Source organism: Pseudogracilibacillus sp. SO10305 (assembly GCF_037072005.1).
Lineage (GTDB): Bacteria > Bacillota > Bacilli > Bacillales > Amphibacillaceae > Pseudogracilibacillus > Pseudogracilibacillus intestinigallinarum.
The window spans coordinates 17,628-30,519 of sequence record NZ_JAXHDE010000003.1; the positions used below are offsets into that span (position 1 = coordinate 17,628).

General features: G+C 35.9%; 12 protein-coding genes and 2 other annotated features. Of the genes, 2 read left to right on the top strand and 10 right to left on the bottom strand.

Features of this window, described 5'->3' with window-relative positions; genetic code table 11:
• Positions 1-2 precede the first annotated feature (2 nt).
• The 3 genes from SPD45_RS04065 to SPD45_RS04075 form a co-directional block, all read right to left on the bottom strand.
• Complete coding sequence (locus tag SPD45_RS04065) at positions 3-1,412, bottom strand: SulP family inorganic anion transporter (RefSeq protein ID WP_336266421.1); 1,410 nt, start codon at positions 1,410-1,412, stop codon at positions 3-5.
• Positions 1,413-1,523: 111 nt separating this feature from the next.
• Entirely contained in the window at positions 1,524-1,724 is a 201-nt protein-coding gene (locus SPD45_RS04070) for a cold shock domain-containing protein (RefSeq protein WP_336266422.1), read from the bottom strand.
• A 182-nt stretch (positions 1,725-1,906) separates the two neighbouring features.
• The gene (locus SPD45_RS04075) at positions 1,907-3,262 is read right to left on the bottom strand and encodes a sodium-dependent transporter (protein ID WP_336266424.1); all 1,356 of its coding nucleotides are present in this window, start codon (positions 3,260-3,262) and stop codon (positions 1,907-1,909) included.
• Between the two features lie 214 nt (positions 3,263-3,476).
• Here SPD45_RS04075 and trhO point away from each other — a divergent pair, with 214 nt between their 5' ends.
• Together trhO and SPD45_RS04085 are read left to right on the top strand one after the other, a co-directional pair.
• Complete coding sequence (gene trhO, locus SPD45_RS04080; RefSeq protein WP_336266425.1) at positions 3,477-4,439, top strand: oxygen-dependent tRNA uridine(34) hydroxylase TrhO; 963 nt, start codon at positions 3,477-3,479, stop codon at positions 4,437-4,439.
• Between the two features lie 68 nt (positions 4,440-4,507).
• A complete protein-coding gene (locus tag SPD45_RS04085; protein WP_336266426.1) occupies positions 4,508-4,897 on the top strand; it encodes a thiol-disulfide oxidoreductase DCC family protein in 390 nt (129 codons plus the stop codon).
• On the opposite strand, the gene udk is transcribed toward SPD45_RS04085, so the two are convergent.
• The 7 genes from udk to SPD45_RS04120 form a co-directional block, all read right to left on the bottom strand.
• Positions 4,898-5,533 (bottom strand): uridine kinase, encoded by a 636-nt coding sequence (gene udk, locus SPD45_RS04090; protein WP_336266427.1) that lies wholly within the window; start codon positions 5,531-5,533, stop codon positions 4,898-4,900.
• A gap of 232 nt (positions 5,534-5,765) precedes the next feature.
• Positions 5,766-7,202, bottom strand: a complete 1,437-nt coding sequence (proS, locus tag SPD45_RS04095; RefSeq protein ID WP_336266428.1) for a proline--tRNA ligase — start codon at positions 7,200-7,202, stop codon at positions 5,766-5,768.
• A 63-nt stretch (positions 7,203-7,265) separates the two neighbouring features.
• Positions 7,266-7,504 (bottom strand) — a binding site (T-box leader).
• A 679-nt stretch (positions 7,505-8,183) separates the two neighbouring features.
• Positions 8,184-9,785 (bottom strand): phosphoglycerate dehydrogenase, encoded by a 1,602-nt coding sequence (serA, locus tag SPD45_RS04100; protein WP_336266618.1) that lies wholly within the window; start codon positions 9,783-9,785, stop codon positions 8,184-8,186.
• A 122-nt stretch (positions 9,786-9,907) separates the two neighbouring features.
• Positions 9,908-10,132 (bottom strand) — a binding site (T-box leader).
• Between the two features lie 75 nt (positions 10,133-10,207).
• Positions 10,208-10,759 (bottom strand): cysteine hydrolase family protein, encoded by a 552-nt coding sequence (locus tag SPD45_RS04105; protein WP_336266430.1) that lies wholly within the window; start codon positions 10,757-10,759, stop codon positions 10,208-10,210.
• A 20-nt stretch (positions 10,760-10,779) separates the two neighbouring features.
• The gene (gene thiD, locus SPD45_RS04110) at positions 10,780-11,616 is read right to left on the bottom strand and encodes a bifunctional hydroxymethylpyrimidine kinase/phosphomethylpyrimidine kinase (protein WP_336266431.1); all 837 of its coding nucleotides are present in this window, start codon (positions 11,614-11,616) and stop codon (positions 10,780-10,782) included.
• 113 nt (positions 11,617-11,729) lie between these two features.
• Complete coding sequence (locus SPD45_RS04115; protein ID WP_336266432.1) at positions 11,730-12,212, bottom strand: DUF456 domain-containing protein; 483 nt, start codon at positions 12,210-12,212, stop codon at positions 11,730-11,732.
• A gap of 1 nt (position 12,213) precedes the next feature.
• Positions 12,214-12,837 (bottom strand): glycerol-3-phosphate acyltransferase, encoded by a 624-nt coding sequence (locus SPD45_RS04120; protein ID WP_336266433.1) that lies wholly within the window; start codon positions 12,835-12,837, stop codon positions 12,214-12,216.
• Positions 12,838-12,892 lie beyond the last annotated feature (55 nt).

Below are 12,892 nucleotides of genomic sequence, written 5' to 3' on the forward strand. Positions count from 1 at the left end.
CCTTACTTTAATTGTTCATATATTTGTTCACTCATTGAATTTAAACCAACGATACGAACTTGCACACCCTTTTCTTCTAGTTTATGTTTTACTTTTAGGATGGCTCCTACAGCTGATTCATCCCATAAGTGACTATCGATAAAATTAATGACGATACTACCTTCTTCTATGTGACGAAAATATTGAATAAATTTCGTTGTCGAAGCAAAGAATAAAGGACCTTGCACTTTATATTCCGCATTTTGCTTTATTACTGTTACTTGCGAAATTTTCCCGACAAACATAAGGGAGCTTAAGATAACGCCAATGACAACCCCGATTGCTAAATTTTGTGTATATAAAATAATGATAACGGTTGTAATCATCACAATTGACTCTGATTTTGGGGCTTGTTTTAAAAATTTAAATGAACCCCAATTAAAGGTCGTCATACTTACCATAATCATAACCCCTACGAGAACTGGCATCGGTATTTTTGCAACGATATCTCCTAACACAATAATTAAAAACATTAAAAAGATTCCAGCCGTAAACGTAGATAGTCTCCCACGACCACCTGACTTTACATTAATAACTGATTGTCCAATCAATGCACAACCAGCCATTCCACCAAAAAATCCATTTACAAAATTAGCAATCCCTTGTCCGCGAGCTTCTTTATTTTTATCACTTTCAGTGTCTGTCATATCGTCTAACACTTGTGACGTTAATAACGATTCAAGTAAACCTACAATGGATAGAGCTAAAGCGTAAGGTAAAATTATTTTCAATGTCTCAAATGTCATTGGTATATTTGGTATAAAAAATGTTGGCAATGTATTTGGCATCGTTCCGAGATCTCCAATTGTTTGAAGATTAATATCCGCTAACAAAGCGATAGTTGTCATTACAACGATAGCAACGAGCGGGGCTGGAATAATCTTTAAAAAACGTGGAATTACATATACTAAAATTAACGTAATAATGGCAAAAAGATAAGTCATCGTATTAAAACCAATTAAATAAGGCATCTGTGTCATAAAAATCATAATACCTAATGCATTCACAAATCCTAACATAACGGAGTTTGGAATAAAACGCATCAACTTGGCTACTCCAAATAAACCTAGAAAGAATTGGATAATGCCCGTTAAAATAGTTGCTGCCAGCACATATTCCAATCCGTGATTTGCCATTAAAGTAACAAGGACTAAAGCCATCGCACCTGTTGCTGCAGATATTAATCCAGGCCGTCCACCGACAAATGAGATAATAACTGCTATCGTAAAAGAAGCATACAACGCTACTCGTGGATCTACACCGACAATAAACGCGAATGCCAATGCTTCAGGAATTAAAGCTAGTCCAACAACGATACCCGCTAAAATATCTGCCCGAACATTCCCAAACCATTCTTGTTTGAAAGTATCCATCCTTGCACCCCTCCCATGAACTTTTTTAAATGTATGTAATAAAAAATTTAATGCTTCTATCCAATCAAAAAAAGGACTTTTCACATTGAAAAGTCCTTTTACGTTTACCAATTATAGTGCAGAAACGTTAGCTGCTTGTGGTCCACGCTCTCCTTCGACGATTTCGAATTCAACGTCTTGACCTTCTTCTAAAGTTTTGAATCCTTCAGATTGAATAGCTGAGAAGTGTACGAATACGTCGTCTCCGTCTTCACGCTCGATGAATCCAAATCCTTTTTCAGCGTTAAACCATTTAACTTTACCAGTCATCATTATGAATGACCTCCTTATACAAATATCGTGCAAAGTAATTGAATCAATACCTTTACACCTACTTGATAAAAGAGATCGTAAAGTATTTTATTACTCAATTGCCTTTTGCTACATACTACTTTACTCCTTATGGAACAAAATTGCAAGCGAATTGCTAAATTATTTAAAAATTTCCAACTTACTTACATTGTTCCTCCAACAATTCCTAACATATTTAAATAAACGACGATAATAGTCAATGGAACAACGATAGACATTAATACTCTCCATAATCCATATAAACTCGAATTGCTCGTTGAACCGATATGATATTGTTCCTTTACTAATGTTTTATCCATTTTGTATGCAATAAATAATGCGATTAATAAACTTCCGAGAGGTAACATAATATTACTTACTAAATAATCTGTTGCATCAAAAATGCTCTTTCCTGCTATCGATACATCTGACAGTAAGCTATCCGATAATGCTGCTGGAATTGCAACGATAAACAATACCGCCCCTAGCATCATCGTAACAGTTGTGCGTGAACGTTTTCCATCTGCTGTAAATGCTGATACGATAATTTCGTATAAACTGAAAGAAGATGTTAATGTCGCAAATAAAAATAAAATTAAAAATAAACTTAAGAAAAATGCACCGAATGGAATTTCCCCAAAAGCTGCTGGTAAAACCATGAATAGTAATCCAGGTCCTTCCGTTGGTTCCATTCCTAAAGCGAAAACGACTGGAAACACCGCAAGCCCTGCTAATAACGAAACGAAAATATTCATCCCGACGACAGATCCTGCTGAACTCGTTAAGTTAACATCCTTTTTCAAATAGGAACTATATGTCACCATACAAGAAAATCCGACTGCTAAAGAGAAGAAGGATTGCCCTAATGCATATAAAACAGCTTCTCCTGTAATGCTAGAAAAATCAGGCGCTAAAAAGAATTTTACCCCTTCCATCGCTCCTTCTAATGTTAACGCACGTACGACAATAATTAAGAAAAAAATGAATAGCAATGGCATCATATATTTATTCGCACGTTCGATTCCATTTTTTATCCCAAAGGAAATAACGACTACATTACATAATGTAAATAATAAAAGGCCGCCTAATGTCACTGTCGGGCTCGTAATAACAGAGACGAATAACCCTTCGTAATCTGCCCCAGTTTGTATCACTTGCCCAATCAAACTTTTGAACGTATAAATTAGTACCCAACCACCAACTACACTATAAAATGTTAATAATAAAAAACAACCGAGTACACCGATACGGCCAACCCATACCCAAAAACTATCGGGGGCAAGTTTTTTATAAGCACTTATCGCCTCTTTCCCTGCACCACGACCGATAATGTATTCAGAAATTAGCATTGGCAGTCCAATTAACAATGTAAAAATAACGAAAATAAGAAAAAATGCTCCTCCTCCGCTCATTCCTGTCACATATGGTAATTTCCAAATTGCACCAAGACCAATCGCTGCACCAGCAGACGATAATATGAATCCAATTTTGGATGTCCATTGATCACGTTGTTCTTCCACTTTCATTCCCCCTTACAATATAAATTTATGCAATATTTAGTCTATTTATATCACTATACAAAATTATGACAAAAGAGTAAATAAACTTCGTATAAATGTTTGCATTTATTACATAATAGCATGAAAAATGTTATAATAATAAATTGCAAGGTAATAAAAATCGTTATGCTACCGATAAAATATCTTGTAAATATTATTATAGGTGGTAAGTAAAATGGAAAAGGAAAAGTATCAAGTATTACTGTATTACAAGTTCGTGCCGATCGAGGATCATGAACAATTTGCAAAAGATCATTTAGATTTTTGTAATGAATTAGGCTTAAAGGGACGTATTTTAGTAAATCATAATGGAATTAATGGTACGGTCTCTGGAACAGTGGAACAAACGGAAAAATATATGGAACATATGCATGCTGATGAACGTTTTAAAGACACATTCTTTAAAATTGATGAACATGATGGCCATGCATTCAAAAAGATGCATGTTCGTCCACGAGAAGAACTCGTCACATTACGTTTAGATGAAGAAGTTGATCCGAACGAAATTACGGGAGAATACTTATCTCCGGAAGAATGGTTCGAAGCGATGCAAGATGAAGATACCATTATTTTAGATACAAGAAACGAATATGAATATGATGTAGGACATTTCCGTGGAGCGATTCGCCCTGACATCGATAGCTTCCGTGAATTGCCTGAATGGGTTCAAGAAAATAAAGACCTTTTTGAAGGAAAGAAAAAAATCTTAACATATTGTACGGGTGGCATTCGTTGTGAAATTTTCACAGGTTGGATGAAACGTGAAGGTTTTGACAATGTTGCTCAATTAGAAGGTGGTATCGTCACATATGGAAAAGATCCGAAAGTTCAAGGAGAACTATGGGACGGTATGTGCTATGTTTTCGATAACAGATTAACTGTACCTGTTAACCATAAAGAACATGTTATCATTGGACGTGACCATTTTGACGGTGAACCATGTGAGCGATATGTAAACTGTGCAGACCCAGTTTGTAACAAACAAATTTTATGTTCTGAAGAAAATGAACATAAATATTTACGCGGATGTACAGATGCATGCCGTCGTAGCGAAAGAAATTTATATGTGAAAGAACAAGGTTTAACGGAAGAAGAAGTTGCTGAGCGTTTAGCTGCATTAGAAAAAGAACTTGTATAATATAAAACGGTTTGGATTGCAATGACAATGATCCAAACCGTTTTTTTACACATAAGGAGGGTAGGAAAATGAAAATTATTTTATTTGATGGCGAGTGTAATGTTTGCAATAAAAGTGTACAGTTTATCATTCGAAGAGACCCGGACGCTTTATTCCATTTCGCATCCCTAAAGAGTGATATCGGTCAAGAATTACTTGCGCTAAATCATTTACGACACGACATCGATAGTCTTGTTTTCATCGATGAAAATAGAGCGTATACTGCCTCTTCCGCCGTATTACACATTTGCAAATATTTACCGGCACATTGGAAAGTTTTTTATACATTTGTGATCATTCCACCGGTTATCCGAAACACCGCCTACCGCCTCTTTGCGAAACACCGCCATAAAATAGTTCGTACGGATAACACATGTATGATTATCACTCCAGAAATTAAAAAACGTTTTTTAATTTAATTATGATTGGACATCATCTAATATATGCTTTACTTTTGTTGCGAGTAAATCAATTGCAACATGGTTTTCTCCACCTTCAGGAATAATAATATCTGCATATCTTTTCGCGGGTTCAACAAATTGTAAATGCATCGGTCTTACTGATTCTATGTACTGCTGAATAACTGAATCTAATGAGCGACCACGTTCTTTAATATCTCGTAATAAACGGCGAATAATTCGTACGTCCGCATCTGTATCGACAAATACTTTAATATCCATTAAGTCGACTAAAGGTAAATGTTCTAAAATGAGTATTCCCTCAACGATGATGACTTGCTTTGGCTCTACATGGATCACTTCTTGGGAACGCGTATGCAATTTATAATCATATACCGGTTTTTCAATCGGTTTATTGTTTAATAATGTTTTTACATGTTCCACTAATAATTCATTATCAAATGCGAGCGGATGATCATAATTTGTTTCCAATCTTTCTTCAAAAGTTAAATGACTTTGGTCTTTATAATAATAGTCTTGTTCAATAACTAATATTTTTTCTTCCCCAAAACGCTCACATATCGCACGTGTAACAGAAGTCTTCCCACTACCACTTCCTCCTGCTACCCCAATGATGACTGGTCTATTTCCTTCCATATTCTTTCTCCTTCATATTACTGTTTAGTTTTTATTATAATATAGATAGACAACTATTACATGAAAAACAAAGTAAAATACGCTCTACGAAAAAAAGTCTTTTAATTCATGTAAAACCGCTATAATGTCTAAAAATATTGTTTTTTAGTTTTTCCCAACCACCTATTTAATATATTTCATACAAAACACCTTTAACTAGAAGATGGTTCACTAGTTAAAGGTGTTATCTATATTAATATGCTCTTGCCCAATACACCATTTTATCCGCTTCTTTTCCACAGCAGAAACATGTGTCAGCAATTTTCTCTTGTTCTCTTGGGATACATCTTGATGTAACTTGTAATGCTTCTTTTACTTCCTCTTCACAAGCCTCTTCTCCACACCACATTGCTTTCATAAATCCAGCATTTTCTTCTAATGCTTTTTCCATTTCTTCGATGCTCTTCACAGCAGTTGTTTTCTTGTTACGATGTTCGAATGCTCGATCAAATAAGTTTTGTTGAATTTCTTCTAATAAAGCTGGAACGCGTGCTTCAATCTCATCTAATGCTATAAATTCCTTTTCGCCTGTATCACGACGAACAAGTACTGCTTGATTTTTCTCGATATCTTTCGGACCAATTTCTACACGAATTGGATAACCTTTCATTTCACATTCATTAAACTTCCATCCAGGCATTTTATCGCTCGCATCAATATCCACTCGTGCAATTTTTGCTAATTGATCACGTAAGTCATATGCACGATCCAAGACACCTTCTTTATGTTGTGCGATCGGTACAATCATTACTTGTTTCGGTGCAATTTTTGGCGGAATTACTAATCCACGATTATCACCATGTACCATAATAAGGGCTCCAATTAAACGAGTTGTAATCCCCCATGAAGTTTGGTGTACGTATTGTTGTTTCCCTTCTTTATCTAAATACGTAATATCAAATGCACGTGCAAATCCATCACCAAATAAATGTGACGTGCCGGCTTGTAGTGCTTTACCGTCATGCATTAATGTTTCGATCGTTAATGTATATTCTGCACCAGCGAATTTTTCTGATTCTGTTTTTCGACCTTTTAACACAGGAATCGCTAAGTAATTTTCTACTACATCTGCATATACTTCTAACATACGGTCTGTTTCTTCTGCAGCTTCTTCACGTGTCGCATGTGCCGTATGTCCTTCCTGCCATAAAAATTCTAACGAACGTAAAAATGGGCGTGTCGTTTTTTCCCAACGAACTACGTTTGCCCATTGGTTATATAATTTCGGTAGATCACGGTAAGAATGAATTTTGTTTGCATAATAATCACAGAAAAGCACTTCAGATGTTGGACGAACACAAATACGTTCTCCTAATTCGGCATCTCCCCCATGTGTTACCCATGCAACTTCAGGTGCGAAACCTTCTACATGATCTTTCTCTTTTTGTAATAAACTTTCAGGAATAAATAGTGGGAATTGTACGTTCTCATGTCCCGTTTCTTTAATTTGACGGTCGAGTTCATCACGAATGTTCTCCCATAACGCAAAACCATATGGTTCAATGATCATCGTCCCACGAACCGGACCATAATCAACTAATTCAGCTTCCTTGACAACGTCTGTATACCATTGTGCAAAGTCTTCTTCCATCGACGTAATTTGTTCCACAAATTGTTTCTTTTTACTCATTATTATTCCCTCACACTTGTATTATTTTCAATCAAAAAAACATAAAAATACCCCCGAAATCCAATAAGGGACCGAGGATTTGGTGGTACCACCCTTGTTTACATACGAATGATTGATGGCTTGCTTCTCGTATATACACTCTTACATTATAACGGCATGTACCGTGCGTTATCCCCATGTTATAGAGGAGATAACACAAACTCAGCTGGTAGGTTCTAGTTCGCTCTTTCGGAAATTCTCATCGCCATTCCCTTTCTGTAAAAAGAGGTAGAAACTATACTATTCCACATCAACGTTTCTTTCTTATATACTGTTAAATATATACATACTATATGCGATTGTCAAGCATGCACGTTTAGGGTAACTAGTGTCACTGGTAGATGCGATGGCGAGTGTAGTAGGTGCGACTCTGGATTGAAAGGATGCGATAATGAAATTGTAGATGCGACTACGGAAAAAAACAGATGCGATAAAGGAATTTTAGATGCAACTACCGCAAAAATAGATGCAATAAAGGAATCTTAGATGCAATAAAGGTAATTCAGATGCAACAACAACATAAACAGATGCAATAAAGGTAATTCAGATGCAACTACAGCAAAAACAGATGCGATAAATGAAATTCAGATGCAACTACAGCAAAAACAGATGCGATAAATGAAATTCAGATGCAACTACAGCAAAAACAGATGCAATAAAGGTAATTCAGATGCAACTACTACAAAAACAGATGCAATAAAGGAATTTTAGATGCAACTACAGCAAAAATAGATGCAATAAATAAAATTCAGATGCAACTACAGCAAAAACAGATGCAATAAAGGTAATTCAGATGCGACTACTACAAAAACAGATGCAATAAATAAAATTCAGATGCAACTCGGCGTGTGGTAGATGCGATGAAGAATACAATAGACACAACTACTACAAAAAACAAAAAACCGAAGAAGCTATTAGCCTCTTCGGTTTTTCTTATGCAAATTATAAATCTACTTTTGTAACTTTTTCAAATCCTTCCATCTCACGGATCTGATTGACTTCATCATCTGTTAACGGACGATCGATTGTTAACATCATAATGGCATTTCCGCCAACTTTTAAGCGACCCACTTGCATCGTTGCGATGTTTACATCATTTGCAGCAAGTAAGTTTCCAACGCGACCGATCGCACCAGGCTGGTCTTGGTGATGGATTAATACTAAATGACCTTCTGGAATCACATCCATGCTATAGTCATCTACTTTTACGATCCGTGATCCTAAACCATTTAATAAAGTACCAGACACACGACGTGTTGCGTCCTTCGTTACAATTTCAACTGTCATTAGGTTTGTAAATCCACGAGCTGCTGACGTTTTATTTTCATGCACTGTAATGCCGCGGCGTTCTGCTAGGTAACTTGCGTTTACGTTGTTTACACGTGCACCTACATACTTGCTTAGTAAACCTTTTAATGTGTTTTGCGTTAATGGAGCAATTTCTAAAGCAGTTAAATCCCCCGCATAATTAATATTAATTTCTTCAATCGCACCTGCATCTAATTGCGCTAAAAATTTACCAAGTTTTTCAGATAAATAGAAATATGGTTCAATTTTACGCATAATTTCACGTGGTACAGATGGAATGTTTACTGGGTTTCTTGCTAAACCACCAGATAAAATACGTACAACATCTTCACTAACATCAATAGCAACATTCTCTTGTGCCTCTATTGTACTTGCACCTAAATGCGGTGTCGCAATAACTTGTGGTAATGTTAATACTTTATGGTCTACTGCTGGCTCCTCTTCAAAAACGTCAAGCGCTGCACCAGCAACTTTGCCACTAACAACAGCATCATATAAATGATCCTCTTGAATAATTCCTCCACGAGCACAGTTAATAATACGAACGCCATCTTTCATTTTTGCAAATGCGTCCTCATTAATAATATGACGTGTTTCTTTCATTAACGGTGTATGTACCGTAATAAAATCAGCTTCCTCTAGCACTTGATCAAATGTTGCAAACCCAATGCCCATCGCTTCAGCCTTTTCTTCAGAAAAGAACGGATCATATGCGATTACTTTCATACGTTGTCCTTTCGCACGTCGTGCAACTTCTGCTCCGATACGACCTAAGCCAACAATTCCTAGAACTTTATCACGTAATTCTACCCCAACATATGATTTGCGATCCCACTTTTTCTCTTTAATAGATAAGTAAGCTTGTGGAATGTTTCTCGCTAAAGACATTAGCATAGCCATCGTATGTTCTGCAGCTGAGTTTGTATTTCCATCTGGTGCATTCACAACGATAATACCATTTTCTGTCGCAGCATCTAAATCAATGTTATCGACACCAACACCAGCACGACCAATTACTTTTAAGTTATGCCCTTTTTCAATTACTTCACGAGTTACTTGTGTTTGGCTTCGTACTAATAAACCATCAAACTCTGGAATTCTTTGCAATAACTGTTCCTCTGTTAAATCTGTTTCGATCACAACTTCTAAATTATCTGCCTGTCTTAATGGATAAATTCCATCCTCACTTAAAGGATCACTAATTAAAATTTTGAACACGACCGTAGTCCTCCTCATATTAAGTAAAATTTCGTATAATTCGCTCAATTCTTCTAACCGTATCTTGCTAGCGCTCTTCTTTTGTTGGACAACCCTTCTTTCCTTTTTATAAAAATAAAAAACCTTCCACCCCTTATAAAATAAGGGGCGAAAAGTTATATTTACGCGGTACCACCCTTTTTCACTATATGTATTCATATAGTCTTCATTGGCTTCGTGTTTAACGCACACTGTACGTACGAACATACTTCATTCTGTCCGTCTATTCAAAAGGGCTATTCATTAATTCGATGCACTAGTTTTCACCAACCACTAGCTCTCTTTTGCTACCAAATTAACAAACATGTCTTTCTCGTCATAATTGTTTCATTTAGTTTTCATATTTATCATAGCAAAATCTTTACAATTGTCAATAAATTTGTAATTCAAATTCAAAAAACTTACTTCACAACCGTTGCACCTAACGTATGTACAAAATGTTCTAATGCCCATTCATGTCCTTTTTGATTAAAACTCGCTACCCCATTTTCATGGACAACGATTTTAAAGCCTTTATTATATGCATCAACCGCTGTATGCAAAATACAAATATCCGTACATACACCAACTAAATGCACTTCTTCAATTTGACGTTCACGTAATTTTATTTCTAAACTAGTTCCGGCAAATGCACTATACCTTGTTTTTTCAAAGTAATAAACATTCTCGTCTGTTTTATGTTTTTCGTATAATGTTTTTAAAGCCCCATATAATTCCATGCCACTTGTTCCAACAATATTATGTGGTGGGAACAATGCCGATTCTGGATGATACTCGTCTCCCTCTTCATGTGCATCAATGCCAAATGCGACAAAATCACCATTTTCAATGAATTCCTTTGTAAGATGTACGATACTATCTTCCAATGCTTGTCCCGGTGCTCCACAAGTTAACTTTCCATCTTCCGCCACAAAATCATACGTATAATCAATATTGATTAATGCTTTCTTCACAGAAATACCTCCACAATAAATTATATTTTTTCGGTATTGATTTGAATGTGATGTGCTTCGCCAAATTTTCGTTCTGCTGCATGGTATGTCGGCCCGACCATATCATTGTAAGAAAAACTATGTTCAATCGCTGTCGTAATAAAACTTTTTGCTAGTGCTACAGCATCATGAATGTTTTTTCCTTTTGCTAAGTATGCAGCGATAGCAGCAGAATACGTGCATCCTGCCCCACTCGTATTTACCGTATCAATTCTAGGCGCTTCTAATGTCGTAAGCTTCGTTCCTTCATACAACACATCTACGGCAGGTCCATCTAATCTTCCGCCCTTTACTAAGACGAATTCAGGTCCTAATTCATGTAGATCAATCGCTGCTTGTTTTAAATCATCCACTGTTTTCAATGGACGATCATTTAATAAAATAGATGCCTCTGTCATATTTGGTGTAATAACGGTAGCTAATGGAATTAGTTTTTCCTTCAATGCAACAATCGCGTCTTCCTTTAATAATTTGGAATCTAATTTCCCAACCATTACCGGATCGACGACGATATGCTCTACATCAACTGATTCGATTAATGCCGAAACAGTCTCAATCACTTCTTTTGAAAATAGCATTCCTGTCTTTATTGCATCAAAAGCAACTTGCTTATTCGCTGTATCAAACTGTGCTTCTATCGCTTCAATTGTCTGTGGGTGAACATTTTTATCTGTTTCAGGATGACGGCCAACAATCGCTGTAACCGTACTCATTCCGTATACATCTAATTCTTGAAACGTTTTTAAATCCGCTTGAATCCCTGCACTTCCACCGGCTGCTGAACCGGCAATTGTCAATGCTCTTGCTGGTTTTTCCATGTCTAATCCTTCTCTCCGCTAAAATTAATTACTTTATCAAACTCATTTTAGAGGAAATGTTCGGCAATTTCCACTATATTTCCCGGGAAATGATGCAAAATCGACAATTTCCATCAAAATATAATTTGAATAATAAAGAAAATAATCATCATAAGTTGGATGAAAACTTTAGCAAAAACGCCACTTAAAAACCCTAAAAACGCCCCATACATTGCCAATGTAGCCTCTTTCACTGTTTTTCTTTCTGTTAATTCCACTAAAAACACGAACAGCAATGGCAAAATAATAATACTGAATGGTGGAAACAGAAATGTTCCGATAATAATACCTACAATGGCACCCCATTCGCTTTTTTTAGATCCACCATATTTTTTAACATAATAGCGATTAGTCCAAAAGTCAGCGATGAACAACACACCTGTCAAGACAAGTGAAGTGACCCAAAAAATGACCGATAACGATTCTGTATCGATCATAAAATGGTATAGTAAAAAGCCGCCCCACAATAAAAGTACAGCAGGAATAATTGGTACAAACACACCTATAAAGCTAAGGATAAACAATATAATGATTAATGTCCAGTATAAGTAGATCAACTTAACTTACTTCCCTTCTGAACAGGCTCGTCACTTTTACTTCTTCTTTATTTACAATCCGTTTCGCATTTTCAACGTGTTTCACAACGAATAACATCGTAAATAAAAAGGCAATCGTTGCGGGACCACGTCCAAAATAATAAAACGAGTACCCGATGAAAGATAAATATAGCATCAATGTTCCAGTTACAAAGTAGTTTGTCACGATTGCGAATAATAATAAAATAAATAGTCCTAACACTGCAAACTTCCAATCGATAAATAATAGAACACCGAATAAAGATGCCGTACCTTTTCCACCATTAAAACTCATCTGAATTGGATAATTATGCCCAACGATAACGAATAATGCATTCACATATAACAATAAAACATGCCATTCAATTGCCACGCCAACTTTGTTTAAAAAGACAGTTGCAACCATTAATGAAATAACTGCTTTTATAATATCAATAAATGCGACGATAAATCCGAATTTCCAACCGAGCAAAACAGTCGTATTAGTTGCACCGGCATTTTTCATGCCATTTTGTTTTATATTAATATTTTTTAATTTGCCAATCATTTGGGAGCCATTTAAACATCCAAATAAATAGCCTAATAAAATAATAATAATGATGTACAAGCACTTCGCCTCCTTTCCACTATTTTACTACATCTCATACGGAATCACTATACAA

Coding starts and splice junctions, on each gene's coding strand:
- SPD45_RS04065 (WP_336266421.1), bottom strand. CDS start 1,412: ATGGATACTTTCAAACAAGAATGGTTTGGGAATGTTCGGGCAGATATT.
- SPD45_RS04070 (WP_336266422.1), bottom strand. CDS start 1,724: ATGATGACTGGTAAAGTTAAATGGTTTAACGCTGAAAAAGGATTTGGA.
- trhO (WP_336266425.1), top strand. CDS start 3,477: ATGGAAAAGGAAAAGTATCAAGTATTACTGTATTACAAGTTCGTGCCG.
- SPD45_RS04085 (WP_336266426.1), top strand. CDS start 4,508: ATGAAAATTATTTTATTTGATGGCGAGTGTAATGTTTGCAATAAAAGT.
- udk (WP_336266427.1), bottom strand. CDS start 5,533: ATGGAAGGAAATAGACCAGTCATCATTGGGGTAGCAGGAGGAAGTGGT.
- proS (WP_336266428.1), bottom strand. CDS start 7,202: ATGAGTAAAAAGAAACAATTTGTGGAACAAATTACGTCGATGGAAGAA.
- serA (WP_336266618.1), bottom strand. CDS start 9,785: ATGAGGAGGACTACGGTCGTGTTCAAAATTTTAATTAGTGATCCTTTA.
- thiD (WP_336266431.1), bottom strand. CDS start 11,616: ATGGAAAAACCAGCAAGAGCATTGACAATTGCCGGTTCAGCAGCCGGT.